At 42.8% G+C, this 22,908-nt stretch carries 13 protein-coding genes, 1 tRNA gene and 1 pseudogene; 9 read left to right on the plus strand and 6 right to left on the minus strand.

Annotation, left to right across the window (positions count from 1 at the left end; translation table 11 throughout):
• From CGSMWGV1500E_RS06440 to dnaG, 3 genes and pseudogenes are all read left to right on the plus strand, one after another.
• A pseudogene (locus tag CGSMWGV1500E_RS06440) lies at positions 1 to 835 on the plus strand (serine/threonine protein kinase); the annotation flags it as partial.
• Positions 836 to 972: 137 nt separating this feature from the next.
• On the plus strand, positions 973 to 2,847 hold the full coding sequence (locus CGSMWGV1500E_RS04825; RefSeq protein WP_004126921.1) for a PASTA domain-containing protein: 1,875 nt from the start codon (positions 973 to 975) through the stop codon (positions 2,845 to 2,847).
• A 410-nt stretch (positions 2,848 to 3,257) separates the two neighbouring features.
• The gene (gene dnaG, locus CGSMWGV1500E_RS04820) at positions 3,258 to 5,333 is read left to right on the plus strand and encodes a DNA primase (RefSeq protein WP_032843406.1); all 2,076 of its coding nucleotides are present in this window, start codon (positions 3,258 to 3,260) and stop codon (positions 5,331 to 5,333) included.
• Between the two features lie 58 nt (positions 5,334 to 5,391).
• On the opposite strand, the gene CGSMWGV1500E_RS04815 is transcribed toward dnaG, so the two are convergent.
• Positions 5,392 to 7,143: an acetolactate synthase large subunit gene (locus CGSMWGV1500E_RS04815; RefSeq protein ID WP_004126937.1), complete on the minus strand. Its 1,752-nt coding sequence runs from the start codon at positions 7,141 to 7,143 to the stop codon at positions 5,392 to 5,394.
• Positions 7,144 to 7,417: 274 nt separating this feature from the next.
• Between CGSMWGV1500E_RS04815 and CGSMWGV1500E_RS04810 the strand changes: the two genes are divergently transcribed.
• The 6 genes from CGSMWGV1500E_RS04810 (at position 7,418) to CGSMWGV1500E_RS04785 (ending at position 16,646) form a co-directional block, all read left to right on the plus strand.
• Complete coding sequence (locus tag CGSMWGV1500E_RS04810; protein ID WP_004126938.1) at positions 7,418 to 8,611, plus strand: SLC13 family permease; 1,194 nt, start codon at positions 7,418 to 7,420, stop codon at positions 8,609 to 8,611.
• Positions 8,612 to 8,789: 178 nt separating this feature from the next.
• Positions 8,790 to 8,862 (plus strand) — tRNA-Arg (locus CGSMWGV1500E_RS04805).
• A gap of 223 nt (positions 8,863 to 9,085) precedes the next feature.
• Positions 9,086 to 9,985: a PDDEXK nuclease domain-containing protein gene (locus CGSMWGV1500E_RS04800; RefSeq protein WP_004126939.1), complete on the plus strand. Its 900-nt coding sequence runs from the start codon at positions 9,086 to 9,088 to the stop codon at positions 9,983 to 9,985.
• A 536-nt stretch (positions 9,986 to 10,521) separates the two neighbouring features.
• Positions 10,522 to 13,050, plus strand: coding sequence for a hypothetical protein (locus CGSMWGV1500E_RS04795; RefSeq protein ID WP_004126940.1), 2,529 nt, complete (start codon positions 10,522 to 10,524; stop codon positions 13,048 to 13,050).
• Between the two features lie 264 nt (positions 13,051 to 13,314).
• Positions 13,315 to 15,081, plus strand: coding sequence for a SpaH/EbpB family LPXTG-anchored major pilin (locus tag CGSMWGV1500E_RS04790; protein WP_004126947.1), 1,767 nt, complete (start codon positions 13,315 to 13,317; stop codon positions 15,079 to 15,081).
• A 509-nt stretch (positions 15,082 to 15,590) separates the two neighbouring features.
• Complete coding sequence (locus CGSMWGV1500E_RS04785; RefSeq protein WP_004126952.1) at positions 15,591 to 16,646, plus strand: class C sortase; 1,056 nt, start codon at positions 15,591 to 15,593, stop codon at positions 16,644 to 16,646.
• Here CGSMWGV1500E_RS04785 and CGSMWGV1500E_RS04780 read toward each other — a convergent pair.
• The 5 genes from CGSMWGV1500E_RS04780 to CGSMWGV1500E_RS04760 form a co-directional block, all read right to left on the minus strand.
• Entirely contained in the window at positions 16,592 to 16,996 is a 405-nt protein-coding gene (locus CGSMWGV1500E_RS04780; RefSeq protein ID WP_004126956.1) for a Fur family transcriptional regulator, read from the minus strand. The genes CGSMWGV1500E_RS04785 and CGSMWGV1500E_RS04780 overlap by 55 nt on opposite strands.
• Positions 16,993 to 18,195 carry a 5-(carboxyamino)imidazole ribonucleotide synthase gene (gene purK, locus CGSMWGV1500E_RS04775; protein ID WP_004126958.1) on the minus strand — a complete coding sequence of 401 codons (1,203 nt, stop codon included), beginning with the start codon at positions 18,193 to 18,195 and terminating at the stop codon, positions 16,993 to 16,995. The genes CGSMWGV1500E_RS04780 and purK overlap by 4 nt, the downstream gene beginning before the upstream one ends.
• Positions 18,179 to 18,643 (minus strand): 5-(carboxyamino)imidazole ribonucleotide mutase, encoded by a 465-nt coding sequence (gene purE, locus CGSMWGV1500E_RS04770; protein ID WP_419185102.1) that lies wholly within the window; start codon positions 18,641 to 18,643, stop codon positions 18,179 to 18,181. The genes purK and purE overlap by 17 nt, the downstream gene beginning before the upstream one ends.
• A gap of 114 nt (positions 18,644 to 18,757) precedes the next feature.
• Positions 18,758 to 21,505 (minus strand): bifunctional lysylphosphatidylglycerol flippase/synthetase MprF, encoded by a 2,748-nt coding sequence (locus CGSMWGV1500E_RS04765; RefSeq protein WP_004126963.1) that lies wholly within the window; start codon positions 21,503 to 21,505, stop codon positions 18,758 to 18,760.
• Between the two features lies 1 nt (position 21,506).
• The gene (locus tag CGSMWGV1500E_RS04760; RefSeq protein WP_032843396.1) at positions 21,507 to 22,895 is read right to left on the minus strand and encodes an alpha/beta hydrolase-fold protein; all 1,389 of its coding nucleotides are present in this window, start codon (positions 22,893 to 22,895) and stop codon (positions 21,507 to 21,509) included.
• Positions 22,896 to 22,908 lie beyond the last annotated feature (13 nt).

A 22,908-nucleotide genomic window follows, 5' to 3' on the forward strand; every position in this document is an offset into this window, starting at 1 on the left:
CGTTGACGCATCCAAAACAAAAGATGTAGTAACAGAGCCAATGGATTACAACGGCAAAACAGCCTACGTAGTGGACAGAGCTGGTTCTTTCGTAGGAAAATGGTGCACAAAAGACAACAAGTGCATAAAACTTGTCCCTGAAGATATTCTCGGAGAGAGCAATAGAATCGGCGGAGTAATGACATCCGAAGTTGCCAAAAATACTCCTCCCAATACTTTATACAATATAAATGCTCTATACTTGAGTTCATGGGGTCCAGACCCATCAGATTACGCAGTATTCGATAAGAATCTTCCAAATACTTCAATCATGCGTAATCATCTTATTTCCGGCGATACAGGAACTGTTGAATTATATGCTGGCCGAGAATCGCTTCGTTGCGACGGACACGCTATTTATAATTTTGGTGATCCTTCTCTGTGTGTAAACGGTAAATATCTTGGTGCTGCTGACATGGCAGATAACAAAATTGATCGCGAAGCAGCCTTGGAAGATCCAGGTATAAACGTAGGTCTTTATTACGTAATGCAAGATTTTATGGTGGTTGTGCCTGTTGGTGCGAAGTTCGATAAGCTTGTAAATAGCGGATATTTCGCTGGAAAAGTTGAAAATAAGCCTGATTTGACACGACCATTTATTTTGCGCAGGAATCCTAAGCTATACAAAGAAACGCGCAAGAATTTGGCCCCTGGAGAAGTCAATTGGATTGATCCTTTTGTACCTACGGAGCGTAGTCGCGCAGTTCCGTTCGCGCCTGCCCCGGACGATTCAAACGCGTACTATCTTGTGGAAGAACCTTTCGACTGGAGTGCAATTCCTGGCGAATCACTGTGATTTGGCCGCGTTTGACCACATTTGCCGTGAATATTCACGGCGTTTGTTATCGCATTAAAAAATTGCGCAAGTAGCTGTAGTATAGAAAGCAAATTTCTCTGTAGATGAGATTGCTGCGCGTATGAGAGAAGGTTGCGATGTTTTGCATAAATTGCGGAAATAAGATTGACGAAAGTACCAAGTTTTGCGGTTTTTGCGGAGCTGTTGTTGAAAATGAAGCTCAGTCGGACTACCAGCAGTCTCAGCCGCAGCAGCCGCAATATGATTCGCAATACCAGCAGCAGCCGCAACAACCGTACTATAATCAACAGCAAACCCAATATCAGCCGCAATATAATCCGCAGACGCAATACCAGCAGCAGTCGCAATATAATTCGCAATACTTTCAACCAAATCCCGCAAAAGCAACAAGCCCAAGCAAAACCAATTTTCTCAAAAATCGCAAACTAATTATCATCAGCGCATGTGTTATAGCAGCGGTTGCAATTATTGCGGCGGCAGTCTTCTTCTTTACTTCTCCGCATTTTCGTAAAGCAGCGCCATCTGAACGCATAGTCGTACCTAAAGCAAAAACTTCACAATCTGCGCAAGATGTTGTACGCGAACTGCAAGAAAAAGGTGTTGAAACTCACTTAGTAAAAGATTTCGGAGGAAGTAAACCAGGTAATTTTGCTCGGTATCAAAACGTAAAACCTGGGCAAGTTATTCACGGAAATCACGTTGTAACGGTCGTTGAATCCAAAGGTCCTGGAATGCCGGAAAAGGGAGTGATTGGAAAAACTGTTGAAGAAGCAGCGCCTCTATTAAAATCAATGGGAGTTCCAGTAAAAGTTTACAAAGTAGCCTCACTTCATCCTGGAAAAATCGCCGCAACTAACCCAATGCCAGGCGAGCCTTTAGATGAAAATAAAGAAATCTTCATAGGTGTTGGAGAAGAAGATAAATATCCTGATAGCGGCAGGTCTGTTCCTGTTGAATTATTCGATAAAGATAAAGACGAAGCGTACAAAATGATGTCTGATGAAGGATTCAAAGTTAGACTTGTACCAAAATATTCATCCCGAAAACACTTAGGCAAAATTGTTGGGTCTAATCTTGGATTAGGGCAATCACATAGGGGAGATACCGACATAACGCTTTATTATGGCGCTGATGCTTCTGAAACTAAGAAAATGTTTACTAGCAAGCGTGGATATGGTGAAAGTAATCAAGCAACTGTAGTTTCTACATTAGTTCCATTTGTTGGAAAATGGTGCACTAAATCTGGAGATTGCTTAGAGTTTGAACCTACAAATTATGATACAGAAATAGGCGAGAATACTAGAGTGCTTCTTCGTGGCGCCCATGCTATGGATGATTTAGTAGATGATGAAAATAATAAAGATTATGCACACAGTTTCGCAATGTGGCAGTATACACAGCAATTATTGGGTGATGCAATTGATACTGATGATAGTGATGAAGATAAGAATTCTCTTCCTTTGCGCAATACATTGATTTTTGGTGATTCTGGCATGACTGAAATATTTCGCGATGGTGGAGATCCTTATTGTGGCAATAAGGTATACAATGTGCATTCGGGGTTGTGTGTTAACGGACAATTCCAAGATTACCAAGATTTAGATAGCAATTATCCAGATTATTCTAGCAATAACTTTATTGATGTGCCGGGAGTAAATAAGGGTATAACGTATAAGATGCGCGCGTATTTTGTGCTTGTTCCTGTTAATGCAAAGCTCGACGAACTAGAAGCAAGCGGATTCTTTAAGGGCGCAGGTAGCACGAAACCTGATATGAATCGTCCATTTATTTTGCGTAGAGATCCTAAATATTACAGTAAATCAGAGCGAACAGTTGCTTCAAAAGATGGTGATATGCGAGACAATCCTTTTGTTCCAACTTCTAAACATAAAGCAATACCTTTTGCTCCGGCTCCAGACGATTCAAACGCTTACTATTTAGTTGAGAAGCCGTTTGATTGGTCTTGGTTCTTTAAAGATAGGGAATTGTAAGCGCAAGTAAAAGAACGAATCTGTATAAAGTTTGCTGGTTAACGCAAGTGTTGCACGTAAGTTCTGTACGTAAGTGATTTACGCAAGTGACATATGCAACTTGTACGCAAGTGATACGTTTTTAGCGCTCTTTACAACGATTCGCTAGGATTTGCACTCCAGTAGAAATGCTCTTCCACAAGATAGTACGCGTGCGAATCGTCCGGGGCAGGTGCGAATGGAACCGCGCGTCATTGATAACACGGCAAATGTGGTCAGCTGAGACTGAAGCGACAACAAATGCTGGGAAAATAATACGGCAAATGTGGTTAGCTGAGACTGAAGCGACAACAAATGCCGGAAAATATACGGCAAATGTTTCCACATACCGCCAATACCACTCGCCGCCGGTTTGCGATAAGCTAGATACCATGGTTGGAATGATCGCAAAAGAAGATATTGAGCGCGTGCGCGCTGTGGCAGATTTGTATGATATTGTATCTGCAACGGTTACGCTTAAGCCTTCGGGAACTGGCACTTTTGTAGGTCTTTGCCCATTCCACGATGAAAAAACACCGAGTTTTAGCGTGCGTCCAAGTTTGGGCGTGTGGCACTGCTTCGGATGCGGTGCAGGCGGCGACGTTTTTAAGTATGTTGAGCAGAAAGAAAACATTGATTTTCGCGAAGCTGTTGAGTTTTTGGCAGATCATTACCACATTGAAATGCACTACCAGCAGGCAGAAAAAGGCGACTCTCAATCGCACGGTTCTAAGCGAGCCAGGCTTTTAGAAGCAAATGAAGAAGCTCAAAAGTTTTTCGCTTCAAATCTTAATACTGAGGAAGCTGCTGCCGCGCGCGAATTGCTTGCCGGACGAAACTTTACGCCTCAGCAAAGTGCGCGTTTTTCTTGTGGCTACGCTCCTAAAGGCTGGGATAATTTAGTCAGATACTTAGCTAATAAAGGTTTTACGCGTCAAGAGCTGCTTGACGCTGGCTTAGCTCGACTCGGTCAGCGAGGAATATACGACTACTTCCGCGGTCGCTTAACTTGGCCTATTCGCGACTCGACTGGTAGAACTCTTGGCTTTGGTGCAAGAAAGCTTTACGACGACGATTCTATTAGCGCGAAATATATTAACACTCCCGACACTGCACTGTATCGAAAAACGCAGGTTTTGTATGGAATTGACTTAGCTAAAGCAAATATTGTTAAAAAGCGTCAAGTTGTAATTGTTGAAGGCTACACGGATGTTATGGCATGCCATTTAGCTGGTGTTGATACTGCTGTTGCTACTTGCGGAACTGCTTTCGGCGTTGAGCATGCGAAGATTGTGCGTCGTCTTATTGCTGATGATTCTTTGGGTGCAATTCAGCTTGTGGGGCCTTTGAAGGTGGATGGTCAGTCTGTAAGTTCGCGCATCGTTTTTACTTTTGACGGTGATGCTGCCGGTCAGAAGGCTGCGCTTCACGCTTTTGGCTTAGACTCTGCATTTTTAACGCAAACTTTTGTTGCTGTAGCAGACAATAATCTTGATCCTTGCGATTTGCGTATTCAGCGCGGTGACGACGCAGTGCGCTCGCTGGTTTCGCACGCAAGTCCGCTTTATGACTTTGTTATTAATACTGTTATCAATCGTTTTGATACTTCGTTTACGACTGGTCAAATGGGTGCGGTGAAAGCCGTTGCACCTCTTATTGCGCAAATTCGCGACCGTTCGCTTCTTGACTTGTATGCTCGCAAAGCTGTGCGCGCAATTGGTGTTGATTTAGCTGTTATGCGTCGTGAAGTTGAGGCTTCTCGCCGCCGTTTGCAAGTTCGCGACGACGACGCTTACGCATCTAGGTATAACGCTACTCCTGCTGGATTGCCGCAGGCTGTTGCTGAGCGTGATGCAGATTCTAAAGCTTCTAGAATGGCGATTGTTCGAAATGCTGCGCAAAATCAGCGTTATTATCGCGTTGATGATGCTGTATTCATGTGCGAGCAGCAGTTTATGGCTTTGTTGCTGCAAGTTCCGCTTGCGTTTAATGAACAATTATTTGCGCAGCTTACGTTAAATAATTTTATTACACCAGTATTTCGAACGCTGTTCCAGGCGTTTGTTGCTGCGGGAGGATTGCCGACTGGCAACGTTACGCAAGGATTATGGTTGCATATGATGACTAAAGCAGCTGGTCCTTTGCTGGAGTCTGTTATTACTGAGCTTTCGGTAATGCCATTGCCGCTTCCTTCTACTGCAGATGCATTGGAAGATGCAGGCAATCAACAGAATCAGCAATCTTCAAACGGATCTCCTTCGGATGTTTTGCGAAAAGCTACTGTTGCAGAAAGCAAGTATGCGAACGAGCTGCTTATTCGACTTTTAGACGTTGGTTTCATGCGTAGAATCGGTGCAGCTCGAGCGCGTATGGCGAAACTCAAGGATGGCAAGGAAAAGCTTGAGCTTCTAGGAAAAATTACTTCAATGGAAGCTGCTCGCAAAAATTTGCAGTCGCAAATCGTGTAGTGTTTTGTTTGGCTAATCTCTCCAAACGCGAAACAATTTGCGCGTTTGGAGAGCTGTGTCAGTTACTAAAGTCAATATCGCCGAGCTTTTCAATAAGCTTCATATTTTCGCTGTAATCAACTGGGCAGGAAATCACGTCCACTCCGCTTTCTTGCTCCAAAGCTGCGCGAAGCATATTGTACAAATCTTCCGGCTTTTTAACAGCGTGACCGCGCGCGCCAAAGCTTTCAGCCAATTTTGGCACGTCCGGATTATGGAAATCAACGTATTCGTGCTCGCCTGCGTGAAGCTCCATCTTCCACTTGATTAAGCCGTACGCGTTATCTTCCCAAACAAGAACAACCATGCGGCTTCCAACGCGCACAGCTGTTTCAATTTCTTGCACGTTCATCATAAAGCTTCCGTCGCCCATCACAGCCAAAACTGGTTTCGTGTTAATTTTGCCGGAATTATCGCGAATAAACGAGGCTCCAACAGCGCCTGGAAGCGTCCAAGCCATAGTTGAAAGACTGTTGTCGATTATGCAAGTATTAGGGTGCATAGTTGGGTACAAGCGTGCCATCCACATTTTCAAAGCGCCCGTATCTACAAGCACCTTCGTGCCTTCAGGCACAGCGCGGCGAATATCGTAAACTACGCGCTGTGGTTTCATTGGCATGCTTTCGTCGTTTTCGCAAGAATGTAATTCTTCCGTAAGTAGTTGTCTAATACGAGGGTGACTTACGTCGAAAGTTACGTTGCGTGTTTTTAATACTTCTGTAAGAGTTTTAAGTGTCTGCCCAATATTTGCCATAATATTCAACGCAGTAGGGTAGTGCGCGTCGGTATCTTCCACAAAAGTATTGATGTGAATAATAGTTTTATCAATATTCGGGTTGATTTTCTTAGGATCAAACTGTTGAATTGAAAAACCTACGGCAATAATCAAATCAGCTGTGTCAAAAGCAAAGTTTTCGTAGTCGCGATGCATAAATCCAACGACTCCAAGCGCATTCGGATGATTATCTGGAAAAACGCCTTTTCCTTCAAAAGTAGTTGCAACCGGCACATTAAGCTGCTCGGCAAAAGCAAGAAGCTGCTCCTCAGCGTGCGAGCGCGCAACGCCGTTTCCGGCTAAAATAATAGGCTGTTTTGCTTTACTAATAATTTGAGCAGCTTCTTCAATAGTGTCCGGAGCTGGCATAATGTGAAGCGGATGTGGTAGCGGAAGCGGCTTCGCGTCGTTAGGCGCCGGCATTTCGCTAATATCTTCCGGAATAACAAGGCACGTTGCTCCAGGCCTGTTACGACCGGCAATTGAGAAAGCTTTTCGAACCATTTCCGGCGCAGACTCTGGAGCAAGCATCATAGAAGACCATTGCGTAATCGGCTGGAAGAGCGCAACCAAATCAATAATCTGATGAGATTCCTTATAAAGCCTAGAAACATTACCTTGTGCGCAAATCGCCACAAGCGGCGTAGTGCTTGCGTTTGCTTGAGCTACAGGAAGCGTAAGATTTAGTGCGCCAGGGCCTAAAGTTGCCAAGCATACGCCTGGTTTTCCAGTAATATGAGCGTATGTTGCTGCCATAAAACCAGCGCCCTGCTCGTGGCGAGTAAGCACAAAACGAATGCGACCGTCGCGCTCAATTGCTTCAAGAAGCGGAATATTTTCCTCACCTGGAATGCCGAAAACTACTTCAACGCCTTCGTTTACTAAGCATTCAACAATTAAATCTGCAGTGTTGCGCTGATGGTTTTCGCGAAGATGTTTTTGGCGTGCAAGCTTTTGTTCAATCTTCTTACTTTCGGTTTCTTTTATGTCTGCCATATTTCGCTTCTTATGTAGTAAACAATTATTTGTTTAGTGCCAACAAATTCTTTTCTAAATAATATACGTATTCCTGTCTTTTGCGACATTCTTTGCTGATGCGCGTGTCACAAAAAAGGGCGGAATTTTGTGTTAGCTATTTTAGGCTAAATCATGCTATTAATAGTTGTTAATTTATTGCTATTGCAACGATTTTGTCGGGAGTTTAACCTGTTTGTGGGATTGGGTTTCTAGTACAATGGAAGCATTGTGTTTATTGCTTTACGGAGGAATGATGAAGCGCTGGCTGTTAAATTTGGTCAAGTGTGAAACCATTCTTATTGTTGCGGCAATTTTGGCAATTATTTCATGTTTTTTCGTTCCTCCTGATTGGCAGTATCTTAGCTATATTCACGTAAACACAATTTCTCAGCTTGTTTGCCTAATGATGGTTGTGTGCGGATTTCAGCGCATTGGTGTATTTCGTGCGATTGGTGCGCGTCTTTTAAGGCATGTTAGGACTGAGCGTGGGCTTGTGATTGTGCTCATGTCGCTAACGTTTTTCTCTGCAATGTTTATTACGAACGATGTTGCTCTCGTAACTTTTGTGCCTTTTGCGCTTTCTGTGCTTGTTATGGCGAATGCTGAAAAACGTTCGATTCTTGTAATCACGCTTATGACTATTGGCGCGAATGTTGGCAGCATGCTTACGCCTATTGGCAATGCACATAACTTGTACTTAAAAGCGTTAACGCATATGTCTACTAAAGACTTTTTGAAGATTATGTCACCGTATACGGTTACGGCTGCGGTTCTTATGATTGCGTTTGCTTTTGTGTTCTTTAAGTCTCGTAAGGTTGATCAGTTTGCTGGCTTGCACGGTGATGATATTGAGCAGAGTGTACTTGCTCCTTCGCATGGTCGTCCGCAGCCGGATGAGATTCGCGTTATGGGCTACGGCATGAGCTTTACTCGTTGGCGCGTTATTGTTTACAGCCTGCTTTTTGTGGTTTGCTTGTGTGGTGTTAGTGGTTGGATTCCGGATTGGATTATGGTTGTGATTATGGTGGTGGCTTTCCTTCTTTGCGACCGTCATGTGTTCCGTGTTCTTGATTGGGCTTTGCCGCTTACCTTTATTATGTTCTTTATTTTTATTGGCAATATGCGAAGAGTTCCGGGCTTTAGTGATTTTGCACAAATGTGGGTTGGTACGCATCCTATGGAAGTTTCTATTGCTTCAAGCCAGTTTATTAGTAATGTTCCGACGACGATTTTGCTTTCTGGATTCTGTGATCAGTGGAAGATGCTGATTATTGGTACGAATCTTGGTGGAATGGGTACGCTTATTGCTTCTATGGCTTCGCTTATTTCTTACAAGGGAATTACACATCAGTATCCTGAGCATAGGGGACGTTATTTGCTTACGTACACGATTGTGAACGTTTTCTTCCTTGCTGTGTTAATGTCACTTGCATGGATTATTGAGTAGTGTTTTTGTAAGTTTTAGCAGTGACGTTTTGTAAATAGGATTTTTGCAAGTTTCATATGTGACTTTTATATGTGACTTTTATAGGCGACTTTTTAGGTGACTTTTATAGGCTATTTCTGTTATTTTCTGTTTTTAAGGCGCGTTGATAGTGCCGTTTTGGTATAATAGCCATTTGTTTGCCTCTGTAGCTCAAAGGATAGAGCAACGGCCTTCTAATCCGTTGGTTGCGCGTTCGAGTCGCGTCGGGGGCACTTTTACCAAGCCCGAAATTATTGGAATTTCGGGCTTTTTAAAAGTGCCGAGCTTGCTCAAGGTTGAAAGCACGGTGTGCTTTCAACGCAAGCGAGGTCTGTGCGCGTCTTTGTGACGCGTGCAGCGTGTTCTTGTTGGGTTTGTTTTTGTTTTTGGTTTCTGGTGTGGATATTGTTTAAGTGAAAATCGTCTTAGAAAAAATTTTAGATTAGATTGATTTTGATGTATCAGGAAGTGGGAAAGTATATAAGCGAGAAAAGTAAAGAAGCAGCTTATGGATCAAATTTTGTGGAAAATGTTGCTGATTTTTTCTCTGAAAATTATCCTGATTTAAAAGGATTTACCCGTAGGGGACTTTATAGAATGAAGCAATTCTATGAGATATATAAGGATGATGAAAAAGTGTCAACGTTGTTGACACAATTGAGCTGGTCTAATCATTTGAAAATAATATCCGGATCTAAAAGTAAAGAAGAAAGAGAATTCTACATTAACTTAGCGATTCATGAGAATCTAACTCACCGAGAGTTGGTAAGGCAGATTGACAGTGGCTATTATGAGCGTTATATGCTTTCAAATAGTAATAATTTGCCTGCCATACAAAGTGTAAAACAAGAGACGCATAATTTATTTATGGACAGTTATGTTTTAGAATTTCTTGATGCTCCAAAGATTGGGAATGAAAGAGAATTTCAGAAGTCAATTCTCGAGAATTTGAAGAACTTTATTTTAGAGATTGGGAAAGATTTTTCCTTTATAGGTAATGAGTATAGGGTACAGGTTGGCAATCATGATTACTATATAGATTTGCTGTTCTATCATAGGGGACTATCTTGTTTAGTTGCATTTGAATTAAAAATTGGAGAGTTTAAACCGGAATATATCGGGAAAATGAACCTCTATTTAGAAGCACTGGATAGAGAAGTAAAGAAACAAACTGAAAATCCAAGCGTAGGAGTAATTCTTTGTGCTTCAAAAGATGATGAGGTAGTAGAATTTGCATTAAGTAGAAGTCTTTCACCTACGATGGTATCGGAGTATACATTAAAACTGATAGATAAGAATTTGTTGCAACAAAAATTAAAAGAATATATAGATATTACGGAAGAAACAAACGAATAAAATTTAATAATTATAATGTGTAAAAGGTGATTAGAATAAAATCTAACCGCCTTTTTGTATTCTGAAACTGTTTGTTTTTTTTGTTTTTGGTTTCTGGTGTGGATGTGTGAGATAGGAATTACTTATCTCGCAGCACGAGTTTTGCGGATTCTTTTTTACCGTGTCGCGAGTTTTGGGGATTTCTCTCCTCGCACGTCCCGTCCTTCGGGCGCTCTGGTTGCTAAAAGAGTTTATTGTGTTCGCCTTTCTTAAAGAATGTAGCTTCTCAGTCCTCTTTTAGTGCTCGTAGAGAAATCCCCCAAACTCTGCGTATTAATCGTTAATAACCGTGCCTTATCGCAGAGATTTTTCGATTTTTCTTCTTCGCTTGGCGAATCAGCAGCCTGCGGCTCTACGCGCGACGATCTGCTTTCGCGCTGCGATTTATTAGTTGTCTGATTGATTTAAATTGCTAAAAGTATTGGTGTAACTTGAAAAATCTATGGGGGGGGGGGTATAGTATTTAAGGCTCAATACGGAGGGAAGGAGATGTGCCAATGAGTGATTTACATCGCGGTAGCCGTTTTCTTCGATTTTTGCGTTCGATTGGCGCTAAAACAGCGTGTGCTCGCCGTGCAATTGTGGCGTTTTTTGTTGCCGCTGCTACGATTCTTGCCACTTTTATGATTATGCCATCCGCCTCTATGGGCGCTAGTTCGCAAGGCGAGCCTAATCAGGTGCAAGCTCAGTCGCAAACTAATAGCGGAAATGCTGAGCCTAAGACTGCATCAAGTACTGGAGCTGGCGTAAAAGACGGTGCTAAAGAAGCTAATGTCGCTGAGACTAGAAATCCGCAAACTTCTTCAAGACCAGCCGGCTCGGATGCAGGCAGCGCACAAAACGTTGACTCAACGAAGCAGCAGCAAAACAATGCTGTAGAAGGTGCAAACAAGAGCCTTAAAGACACTGCCGCTGACAAAGATGCTGCTAAAGACGCTGAAAAATCCGCTAAAAAAGACGAATCTGCAAATAAATTGCTTCGCAAAAGGCGTGAACTGGATCGCGCTGCCACTGACAAAGTTGATCTTCCGCCAGAGTGCAAAGTACTTAACAAAAAATCTTTCAAATCATGCTACGAGATTAGCTACGATTTTGGTACTGCTGCTACTGTCGATAATGGTAAGACTATTTTAATAAAGCGTGGTAGCACTATAACTATTAATCCAAAATTCAAAATTAAACTTAAGGGTACTAATAGGAAAGACGCCACTATGCCGAGTGGCTTGTGGTTTAAATTAGAAAAGAGTGGTAGAAATCCTGTACCAAGTTGGGTGAATTTTGAAAAAACAGAAAATGGTAGAATTATTAAAGTTAAGGATACTGAAAATGAAACAGGCTTTGATGATGGTTCTATAACTTTGCGTCCAAATGGTAAATGGGATTACGGCAGTTATGAATTCAAAGTTTTTGCATATTACAAAAATAAAAAAGAAGAAATACACGCTAAAATAAGTGTAAAAGTTGATCTATCTGACGAGCAGAAGAGTAATTTAAACAATGATTTATCACTGAGCTTATACGATTTTGAAAATGCTCAGGATGGTACTGCGGTAACTGATAATAAAATTACTATAAAGCCAAAGTCTAATGCTTCAGCTACTGGTGGAAGTGCTGCTGGCAGTGCTGATAATAAAGACACTTACGATCCTATTAACAAGCTTTTTATTGGTTCTAAGTCAACTAAAAAGCCTGGTGTTATTTATCACCATATGATTTGCCATGAAAATGGTAGTAATGATGATGCCAGTTACACGGTAGACACTGTTAATGGTTTGAGCCTTAAAGATAAAAAGGATAGTCCTTCTACAAATAAGCAGACTCAGTTCAAGCATATGGAAAATCAGACTCGACCTAGTGAAAATGCAGATCCGTACACTGTATATGAAGAAAATGACGATACTGAGCGCTCGCAAAGCTGGATTAGTGGGACGCCAGAAAAGGCTGGAACTTTTGAGTGCAAAGTGTTTGCTATTAAGGATGTTCAATATAGTTATACAGGTAACATTAAAATTCATCCAAAAACAATAGACCATTTCAAGGATCAGATAAGTTATGCTGATAAAAAAAAGAATTTATTTGAGAATCCAGATAGTTTAATTTCATTTACCTATGTGAATGTTAAATATTTTGTTGGTGAAGATATCGACGTGGCTTATAAGTCAGTTACGATTGAAGTGAAGTCGAATAAAAAGAAGCTTGAGGTTAAAGATGGCGATCTTAAGCTGAATGTGTATCCGTTTAAGAGTGCTGATGCTGGGGCTAGCGGGTCTTCTAGCGGTGCGTCTTCTGCGTCTGCTGCGTTGGGTGATGGCGACACTGTGTCTGTTATGAAGGGAATGGAGCTTAAGCCGTTTATTGAAGCCACGTCTGAGGCGGATTCAACAAAACAAATTACGCTTAGAATGTTGTGTGCAAAGGGCGAGAAGCCGCAAGGAAGTAGTGCAGGCGCAAGCTCTGTAGTTGACGCAGGTAGTGCAGTCGGTGCAGGCACTACTGGAAGCGAAAGCAACGCAGGCGCTACAGATAAAAATGGTCTTGCGTACAGTAACTGGCAATCGCCAGAACAGCTTGGCTTTAATTTCCCAGAAGGTAATGCTCAAAGTACATGTAATTCAAAAGAAGGTGAGCAGTCTTGCTCGCTTGTTGGGTCTGCCACTAAGTTTGCGGCTACTGCCAACGCCAGCGCTACATTTAAGCCAACAGAAACGGGCGATTACCAGTGCTATGTGTACGCGCTGAAGCAAGATGCGCTTGATAAATTCAATGCCGAAGTAGCTAAAAGCGACGTAAAGCCAAATAAAATATCCACTGCCTTTGCTGGTCTAACAGCCAACAAAGACTATGCGCAGTTGGCTATTAACATTCACGTGTCAGAAGATTTTACTTTGCCGCACACGGGTGGGCAGAGTTGGAACTTGCAGCTGGGCGCTGTAGCCGCCGTAATGGTGAGCGTGCTTGCTGCAGGATTTGTGGCAAGTCAAACTGAAGCATGCAGAAAGCTGCTTTACGAAAGGCGGCGATGCTAATGTGAAAGCTGCCTATGTAATCAAGTTGTGCGCGCGTATTGATTTACGTGCGCGTAGTCAAAATAAAACATAATTAGATTAACTAAACCAATATATTGCAGAGAAATATTCCAGGTAGTCAAAAACAAAAACAAAAACAAAAACAAGTGCCGAATGGGTACGCCAACAAGGCTCAATCGGTACGCAAACACACAAAACACAAGCTACAAAACACAAAGTAGCTTATTTCAAACAGCTCTTAGGGGCGCGATTAAAGGAGAAATGATGAATAAACTAACCAAAAAGTGCGTTGCGGCGATTGCGTCGCTCGCGATGGCTGGCACGCTGTGCGTTGCTGGCGCCGTAACCATGGCCGGCGTTGCGTGGGCTGGTGGGCCTCCAATTCGCCAAGGCTCTGTTACAGCTAATGCTCCGTGGGATAAGAAGAATACTAAAACAACTGGTACTATTACAATCGTCAATTGCGATGCAAAGGTGGTTGCTGATTCCCAAGGCCAATCTAAGTGCGAGTCTGGTCACAAGCCACTTACAGGCGCTGAATTTAAGCTTACACCAATCAAGAAGATTGGCGATACTGAGCTTAATGCTGAAGCTTTCAAGAAGGAAGAAATTTGGGCCAAAATTGCTGGAACAATCGACGCTTTGAACCGCGGCAAAGAAGGCGAAGCAAAGATTAATCTTGATAAGAATTCAAACAATATAAAGACTCAAACCGTTGGTGCCAACGGCGAAGCAAAGTTCGAAAACGTTGCTCTCGGCTTCTACAAGGTTGAAGAAACCAAGATGCCTGCTGGCAACTACGGCGCAAACGACATGACTGTGTTCTATATGACTTTGCCGCAGATTGAGCGTACGAAAAATAAGGATGATGCCAACAAAGTCGATACAAACTACAACTACAATCCTGTTGTAAAGATTAAGAACAAGGATCTTTCTAGCGCAATAACAAAGGTTTTCAGCACCGAAACAGGTAGCAACGCCGTTTCGGTTAAGGATACTTTTGACTACAAGATTAGTGCGGAAGTGAATCATCCTGCTGGAACTTTGGATGCAAAGAGCATTCAGGATTATGCTGTATTCGATGACGCTCCAACCGAGGCGTTTGAAACTATTACGGCGGACACTGCTGTTAAGTCTGTGACTGTTGATGGTGTTAATGATGCTCTTACGAAGGACACGGATTACACCGTTGAAATAAAGAAGAACGATACTGCAGCGGCTATTACAACTGATGGAGACGACAATAATCTCGCAGCCCAACACACGCGTATCTTGGTTAAGTTCACTGAAGATGGCTTGGGCAAAATTGCCGATGCTTTGAACAAGGCAAAGACTGGAACTGAGCCTAAGGTTCATGTTACAGTTTCGCTCAAGTTAAGTGATTCCTATAAGAATGATACTGACAAGAAAGAGATTAAGAACAAGTCTGGCTTCTTTAAGTCTCATCCAGATAACGCCACTAAGGATCCAGACCCAATCGTGTCTGGCGATGATGGTAAAGGTACTTCTACCGTTAAGCTTGGCTACCTTCAGGTAAATAAGCACGATAAGAAGACTCCTGCCACCAAGCTTCAAGGAGCTGAGTTTAAGATTTTCAACTCCGAAGAAAAAGCAGATGCTTGCAAGGCTGCTTTGCTTAAGCGCGCTGCTGATAGTACTGATATTCCTACTGAGTGCTCTGATAATGCTTCCAAGCAGTTCACTGGAACCACAAACGATCAAGGTAAATTTGACACTGATCAAAAGGTTTTAGCTGGTCAAATGATTTACCTTGTTGAGGTTAAGGCTCCTACTGATTACGCTTTAGCTAATGAGGTTAGAGGTGTAACTGTTGAGGAAGGAAAAACAACAACAGTTGACTTCCCTAATACCAAGATTAGTGATCTCAACATTGAATCTTGGTTCAACCTTCCTGCAACTGGTGCTGCTGGCGTGATTCTGTTTGCGCTTGCTGGCATGGGCTTGATTGCGGCTAGCGTGTTCCTGTACATGCGCAATCGCAAGGAAGAAGAGCAGCAGCAGAACGCTTGATGCGCTTTCTAAAGTTGGTCTTGTAGTCTAATGGCAAAGTGTGAGTCTAGGGTTTACTTAACTAAATCCTAGACTCATATTTGTGTGGTGAGATTTGAGATTTTTCGCACTGAGCGAGGCGAACGTCAGAGCCGTAGGCTGCTGATTCGCCGAGTGAAGAAGAAAAATCGAAAAATCTCTGCGATTAGCACGGTTATTAACGAATTAGCATGCAGAGTTTGGGGGATTTCTTTACGAGCACTAAAAGAGGACTGAGAAGCTACATTCTTTAAGAAAGGCGAACACACTAAGTGCCTTTAACAGCCAGAGCGCCCGAAGGACGGGACGTGCGAGGAAAGAAATCCCCACAAACTCGCGCAACAGCAAACACGAGCGTAGCGCTGCGAGATAAGTAATTCCTATCTCTCACAGCACTTCAGAAAACACGCCAGCCAAACACCAGTCAAAACTCATAGACGATACTCAAAAATCAGTAAATCAAAGATAAGAAAAACACGAACCGAGGAAGCATGAAATTAAACAGCGCTGTTACGAAAGTATATGCTTTCTTCAAGCGACCCACAGCAAAACTAGCAGCAAAACCAGGAGCAGAGCCTACGCCAAAAAAGCCTAAGTCGCATCTTCGCCGCATTTTAGAACCAATCGCGCTGGCTGTCGCCGCAATTCTGTGCTTCACGTACCCAGTGGCTTCTACGCTGTGGAATAATAACGCGTCTAAGCAGCTTTCTGCCGCTTACGACAAGCTTAGCCGTGAGCAGCCTAAAGATGCGCGCGCAATTAACTTAGATAAGGCGCGCGAGTATAACGCGCATCGCAGCGCGATTTTTACGGCGGACCCTTATAATGGCACGGAAGATTTTAAGAAAACGCCTGAGTATAAGGATTATGAAAAGCAGTTAGATGAGCCGATGGGGATTATGGGAATCGTAAAAATCCCGAAGATTGGCGTTAAGCTGCCTATTTATCACGGCAGTTCGCAGGATGTTTTAGCGTATGGCGCGGGTCACCTGTATGGCACGGATTTGCCAGTTGGCGGCAAAAACAGGCATGCTGTTATTACGGCGCATACGGGTTTGCCGCATGCAACTATGTTTGACGACTTAATCTACCTTAAAAAAGGCGATTTCTTCTATTTTGATGTGCAAGGTAAAACCTTAAGATATAGGGTGTTTCGCATTAGCGTTGTTGACCCGAATGATATTAGGCTTATTCAGCGCGAGAAGGGGCGCGATTTGGCTACGCTGCTTACTTGCACGCCGTACGGTGTGAACTCGCAGAGGCTGCTGGTAACGGGGTATCGTGTGCTGCCGGATCCTGTTAAGCCGCCTGACGATCATTTGCAGTGGCCGCTTTGGATGACGCTGTTTGTTATTGCGCTTGTTGGGTGTGCTGTGATTTTAACTACTATGATTGTTGCAACAATTTCCGCGCGCAAAAATAAGAGGAATATTCGCGGAAGGCATTTGCCTAATGCGTCTAATGCGTCTAATGCGGAGCGTTTGTTAGCGCGCTACTTATCTTCATTGCGGCAGTTTTCGCATAAGCCGAATACTTCTAGCGTGTGATCAACAACAGTGTATCCGTGAGATTCAGCTATTTTATGAATCCATCCTTCGTCATCGGGTGGCTCAATATCAACTGTTTTTCCGCAGCGTTCGCACACTAAATGGTGATGGTGTGTGTTTTCGTCGCAAATGCGGAATAATTGCTGACCGTTAAAGCGCACAGTGTCTACTTCGCCGCTTTGAGTTAGCGCGTTAAGCTGACGGTAGACTGTAGCCAAGCCAATAATTTCGCCGTCTTTTGCCAAAAGTCTGTGCAAATCTTGTGCAGAAACAAAATTGCGAGATTCGCGCAAATAGGAGAGTACGATTTCTTTTTGTCGAGTGTGACGACGTACAGGTTCGCTAGTCATCTCGAATCCTTTCGTTGTTCATCACAGTATTCAAGTTCGTCATCCCAGCAGCCTGTTGAATCTAATGCTGCTGCGGCTTCAACTGGGTCGTCGCTTAGTACTGTAATATGACCCATTTTGCGGTTTTTTCTAACTTCCGCTTTGCCGTAGTCGTGCACGTGCCATTCTGGGTGCTCTAAAATAAGTGAGCGCACAGGAGCCACATGCTGTCCGAGCACATTTACCATAACAGCAGGGGAAAGTAGGCAAGGCTTCTTTAAAGGCCATCCAACAATTCCTCGAATATGAGCTTCGAACTGATCCATATCGCAAGCTTCAATCGTATAATGTCCGGAATTGTGTGGACGTGGAGCAAGCTCGTTTACTACTACTTGATTATCTTTAGTAATAAAAAGCTCAATTCCTAACGTTCCTGCGAGCTCAAATCCGCGAGCTAATCTTAAAGCTAATTCGTGCGCTGCATGCTCAACTTGTGGATCAACTACTGCCGGAGCCAAGGTCATGTGCAAAATACTATTGTGATGCACGTTTTTTACAAGCGGATACGTTACAAAGTCTTTGCCGTTTCCGGAAACAAGAATAGAAGCTTCAAAAGCAAAATCAACAAAACCTTCTAGAATTGAAGGTGGGAATTTGCCGCCGCGATCTGCGCGGTGGTGAATATTTGCAACGTCTTCTTCTGTGCGCAAAACATCCTGACCGTGACCGTCGTAGCCGCCTCGACGAGTTTTCAAAATCGCCGGCAAGCCTATTTCGTCAATAGCAGTATCTAAATCGTCAAGATTATTTACTTCGCGCCATTTGGCTGTTTTGATTCCGTGGCTATTAATAAACGTTTTTTCGCTTACTCTATCTTGCGTAACTCGCAACAAGTCTGTGCCTTGAGGAATAGCAGTAAGATGACGAACTTTATCGAGTGCATCCGCATTTACGTTTTCAAACTCGTATGTTAGTACGTCGCAACGTTCTGCAAGTTCGCGCAAGCCTTCTGGGTCGTCGTAATTAGCTTCAACCTGCAAATCTGCTACTTGGAACACTGGGCAGTCAAGAGTTGGGTCAAGAACGCCAATTCTAAAGCCCATGTGGCGAGCTGCAATAGCCATCATGCGCCCTAACTGGCCGCCGCCAATAATTCCAATAGTAGAGCCTGGCATTAAGCGTTCAACAGCGCCGTTAGTTACTTCAGATAAGGTTGGCATTGGATTCCTCAACTTTCGCTTTGAGTTCTTCGCGATATGTTGCGAGCTCTTCTGCAAGACGCTCGTCGGTTGTGCTTAGAATACTTACTGCAAGCAAACCTGCGTTTGTTGCTCCAGAATTTCCAACTGCAGTTGTTGCAACAGGAATACCTCCTGGCATTTGCACAATGGAAAGCAAAGAATCCCAGCCCGAAAGTGCGTGAGATTTTACTGGCACGCCTATAACAGGAAGTGTGGTTTGTGCTGCGATCATTCCAGGCAAGTGAGCTGCTCCACCTGCTCCGGCAATAATAATATGGAATCCTTCTTTACGAGCATTGTGCGCAAAGTCTGCCATAAGTTCTGGCGTACGATGTGCAGAAATAACTTTTTTCATGTAAGGAACTTGGAATTTATCTAGGATTTCACAAGCGTTACGCATAGTTTCCCAATCGCTTGAGGATCCCATGACGACAGCAACGGTTGGCTTTATTTCTAACACGATGAACCTCCCTGACGTGCAATTGCTACTTTACGCAACACTAGGGAGAACTCGCCGAAGTTTTATGCAAAACTTAACAAATTATTTGTTAAGTTCACGTGTTTTTGGCCGTAATGATTTAGCCATTTCCAAGATTTGTTTTGCACTAGCTTCAGGTAAGTAAGCGTGTGTTACAGCCAAAGATATTTGTGCAAGTTTTGCAGAATCCAAATAGCATACGTAAACTGAGCTAGCTTCCGGCTGGAACTTCTTTTTGAAGAAGTAAAGCGATTTGAATCCGTAAGCAGGTTCCAAAATATCGGACATCATTGCCAGAGCATGGTTAATAACATTTGAAGATTGTTGAGAATCTGCTATTGTTGCGTTTTCGCTTTCTGAGCTTTCGCTTTCTGAGCTTTCGCTTTCTGCATTTTTACTGTCTGCGTTTTCGCCTATTCCTGCCAAAGGTGCTGCAGATAAGCTCATAAATTCCACGGCAGATTCAGGATTTTCTAATCCCTCGTCGCGCAAGCGTTCTGCCATTCTTGCAATCAGCAATTCCATAATTCCGTTTGGACTATCTGTGCGATGTCGCATAAAATCAAGCGTCCAGCCAATAATTTTATGATTTCTATAAGTAGGCATCCAGCTTGTTACGCCCAGTACGCGTTCATTTTCGTCGATTGCGTACAGTATTTTTACGCGCTCGTCTTGAAGCTCATCCAAACCACCCAAAGTAAATTTCATTTCCGGAAGGGATTTAAGCTCAGCCCACTCTTCCGAAATTTCAACAATCTGCTGCTGAACGTCAAAAGAAGCTTGTTTATATGTTGTTAAAATATCGCTTATTCCATCTCGTTTTGCTTTATTGATAGCGGTACGAATATCTTGCCATTTTTTTCCGCGAGTCTGCCACTTACTTGGGTCTACAAGCATATCTGTTCCAACTTTAATAGACGTAAAACCAAGCTTTTCTAACTCTTGACGCACATTCTCATGAACTGCGTAAAATGCTGGAGACCACGAATTTTTTTCGCATAAGCTAATAAATCCACGAAGATCTTGCTTATATTCTTTGGAATCTCCAAACGGCCCGGTAAGAGTAAGTGCAATATCGTAGCTTAAGCGGTATGCGATTGCGGATTTTCCGCTTGGGGAGAACCAATAATGGTTATTTGGCCAAGTGGTCATGAAGCTCATAGTGTTTCCGCCAAGTTCCACAAGTGAGCTTGCTTTTTCTCTATCTTTTTCGTTGGTTGAAATTTTGCTTCTAAACCATGTAAAGCAAACTATAAAAAGAACAGCCCAAAATATTACGCCAACAGATTGCGCTAATATGGAAGATAGTGGTGTTTCCGTGCGAAGCATTGCGTTAGAACGGTTTCCAAAGCCCATAGGCATCCATCGTCCAGGTAAATCTCGCAAAAGATGATGAATATTTGCAATAGGCTTAAAGTTGTCTGCTATCATAAGGCCAAAAGTTACGTAGCCTACAGCTGTAATCCACAGCGTTACAATAATTGCGACTAATCCTACGCGAACTTGAAAACGGCTTGTAGTAATCGAAAAATGCTTAAGATTAATAGCAAGAAGAATAGTCATAAGCAGAGGCGGAAGAGCGGTAAGCATAAACGCAACAGCAACAGCATTATGCTGGTGTATTGAAATATGCTGATTTGTTGCAATAAGCGGCAAAATTGTGAAGTACATTCCAGCATAAAGCACAGTAATTGCGTTAATAACAATGGAAGTCCATGCTGCAAGCTTACGTCCGCGTAACATTCCCCACGCAACAATCAGCATAGTTACAATTGGCAGAAGAATACGAATCCACACTCCGCCAATAGTCGCGTGATGCAATCCAGAATGAAGCAAGCAACTATTTGCACTGTAATTGCTAATGCAGCGAGTAATCCACGGCTTTGAACCCATTTGCGGAGACATAAACAGTCCAAGAGTTGTAAGAATGCCGGCGTGTGAGCGCGAAGATAATGCTAATAATGGTCCAAGAGCAATAATTCCTTGAGCGTATGCAAAAAGCTTTCGAATCTCGTAATCTGTGCCTTCCCACCAGTTTACGTTATGCTTTATTCCCTTTGGTTTGCACACAATATTGCCAATAATATGGCCTGTAAAAGCAGCAATAATAGTGCAATAGTCGCCAGGGTTTCCACTATAAAGCATCATTGCAGAAGTAACAGCGTAGCCGATTACAAGCATTCGTCTATGCCACAAAATCGATTCGTTTGCCGAAGATGCCATAAAAGCGCCAATAAACAGCGTAAATGGAGACAATCTTATAGGGATTCTAGTAATCCAGTGCATGTTGCTAATAAGCATAGAAAGATTGCCAATAATCGTCAGTCCAACAACTATTCCAATTAGCGTACTAGATACAGCAATAGAAACAATACGAAGTCTGCTTATGCGAGTTTCTGCAACGCCTATGAGAATAATAACGAGGAAACAGTTGACTAAAAGTGAAGGCATGCTGTTTACGAAAACAAGCGAGTGGCAGATTTTTAGCAGCAGCTCCGACATGTTTGCGTGGCCGAAGAGGAAGCTAGATCCTTTTGAGGGATGGTGTCGCATAAAAAGTTGCGCAAGAGTTGCGTTTGTGCCGTAAGTGTATATGTGCATTAATGTTCTTGTAAACCAATGTGCGAAATTTATAACAATAAAAATGCATGTGATTGTAAGAGCAAAAACGCGCTGGCGAAGCCAGGAAATAAAGTCGTGCAGAAAAACTCTAATATGGCTAGATGTTTGATTGCTGCTACGGTCTAAGCTTTTTTGTTGACCATCTTCCTGGCTTCTGAGCTTATGCTTATTGAAAAAAGACAGTGCCATATTAGTCTCGATTCACTTTTTTATGAACAAGAATTTTTACATTCGGATACGTATTTAGATTTGGAACAGTTTTTGAAATGCCTGTTTGCTTGCAGAAAAGATCAAGAACTACTTTCAATCCTGCTTTTACTGTATGCCAATCGTGTCCAGAATTTTTAGCGAGCATTGTTAAAACGTTAATACCTGCGCTGTGTGCGCTTAAAGCAATAGTCGCCTGATTTGCTTGAGATTTAGGATCCCAATAGCCGGCAATAGCATAATAGTTTTGTTTTAGCGGAGCGTTTTTTCGCATTATTTTACTAGGAACGTGACGCTCGTATGCTGAAGTATTTCCGTTAAAGTAGCGTTTAATTGTTTCTTGACGGTTTTGATACGTTGGTTCTAGTTCGCCGCCGGCAGAATACATGCTTCTAAAAATATTCGGATGCGCTGGAACTAATTGAGTAGCGCAAGTTCCGCCTTGAGAAAAGCCTCCCATAAGCCACATGCTTGGGTCTTTGCTTACTGGAAGATTTTTGCGAATCCAGTTAGGCACGTCGCGAATTAAATACGTTTCTGCTTTGCCGTAAACTCCAGTATCTGCACAAAGTGAGTTATGTGTCGCTTCACCGTTTTGATCTGGGGCTACAACAATAGGAGCTAAGCCTTTATGAGATTTTGCGTAATCGTCTAAAGTTTCAGCAATGTCGCTGGCTGCAAAGAAGTGATTTGGGCTACCGGGCTGTCCTGCTAGCATAACCATAACTGGAAGCTTTGGTGGATGCTTTACAAGCGCTGCAGGAGGCAAATAAACGTTTGCTGTGCGAGCTTTGAACTTTGAGTATGTGTTAGGAATGTGTGCTGAGCGAAGAATACCTTTTTTAGGCATTTTTGGAAGCTTATTTTGTTTTGCTAAACTGTACCATTCTTCAATGCTTGCAGTAGCAGATTTTTCCTTATTAACCTCAAGCTTTGGGAAATTACCCATTCCAAAAATTGATCCAAGTGTTGTGTATTCACCGTAAACCATATCAACTCTTAAAGCTGTGCTAATAAGAGTTAAAACAATAGCAATAACAGCAACTAGTCGTTTCCAACCTTTAGTGAACACGAATGCTGTGCCAGCAAAGCCAACAAGAGCAAATCCTATTGCAACGCAAATAATAACAAGCCAACCAAGGCTTACTCCAAACACAAGGAATACGTCTGAAATTAGCCAAGCAATTAATCCGCCAACTATGAAAAATATGCTTGCAACACCTAGCTGTATAAGCAGGTTTATTATGCTAAATAAGTGTTTTGAGCGTTTTGATTTAGTGAAAATCAGCACGAATAAAGTTAAGCCGGTTAAACTAAATAAGCTTGTTGGTAACCAGCCTTGCAAAAGACTTATTTTTGCCAATTGCAGCATGCTTGAATCCTAC

The organism is Gardnerella vaginalis 1500E, from assembly GCF_000263595.1.
In the GTDB taxonomy this organism is placed as follows: domain Bacteria; phylum Actinomycetota; class Actinomycetes; order Actinomycetales; family Bifidobacteriaceae; genus Bifidobacterium; species Bifidobacterium vaginale_E.

Excerpts from the sequence above, each read along its gene's own strand:
- CGSMWGV1500E_RS04825 (WP_004126921.1), top strand. The coding sequence starts at position 973 with ATGTTTTGCATAAATTGCGGAAATAAGATTGACGAAAGTACCAAGTTT.
- dnaG (WP_032843406.1), top strand. The coding sequence starts at position 3,258 with ATGGTTGGAATGATCGCAAAAGAAGATATTGAGCGCGTGCGCGCTGTG.
- CGSMWGV1500E_RS04815 (WP_004126937.1), bottom strand. The coding sequence starts at position 7,143 with ATGGCAGACATAAAAGAAACCGAAAGTAAGAAGATTGAACAAAAGCTT.
- CGSMWGV1500E_RS04810 (WP_004126938.1), top strand. The coding sequence starts at position 7,418 with ATGAAGCGCTGGCTGTTAAATTTGGTCAAGTGTGAAACCATTCTTATT.
- CGSMWGV1500E_RS04800 (WP_004126939.1), top strand. The coding sequence starts at position 9,086 with ATGTATCAGGAAGTGGGAAAGTATATAAGCGAGAAAAGTAAAGAAGCA.
- CGSMWGV1500E_RS04795 (WP_004126940.1), top strand. The coding sequence starts at position 10,522 with ATGAGTGATTTACATCGCGGTAGCCGTTTTCTTCGATTTTTGCGTTCG.
- CGSMWGV1500E_RS04790 (WP_004126947.1), top strand. The coding sequence starts at position 13,315 with ATGAATAAACTAACCAAAAAGTGCGTTGCGGCGATTGCGTCGCTCGCG.
- CGSMWGV1500E_RS04785 (WP_004126952.1), top strand. The coding sequence starts at position 15,591 with ATGAAATTAAACAGCGCTGTTACGAAAGTATATGCTTTCTTCAAGCGA.
- CGSMWGV1500E_RS04780 (WP_004126956.1), bottom strand. The coding sequence starts at position 16,996 with ATGACTAGCGAACCTGTACGTCGTCACACTCGACAAAAAGAAATCGTA.
- purK (WP_004126958.1), bottom strand. The coding sequence starts at position 18,195 with ATGCCAACCTTATCTGAAGTAACTAACGGCGCTGTTGAACGCTTAATG.
- purE (WP_419185102.1), bottom strand. The coding sequence starts at position 18,643 with ATGGGATCCTCAAGCGATTGGGAAACTATGCGTAACGCTTGTGAAATC.
- CGSMWGV1500E_RS04765 (WP_004126963.1), bottom strand. The coding sequence starts at position 21,505 with ATGGCACTGTCTTTTTTCAATAAGCATAAGCTCAGAAGCCAGGAAGAT.
- CGSMWGV1500E_RS04760 (WP_032843396.1), bottom strand. The coding sequence starts at position 22,895 with ATGCTGCAATTGGCAAAAATAAGTCTTTTGCAAGGCTGGTTACCAACA.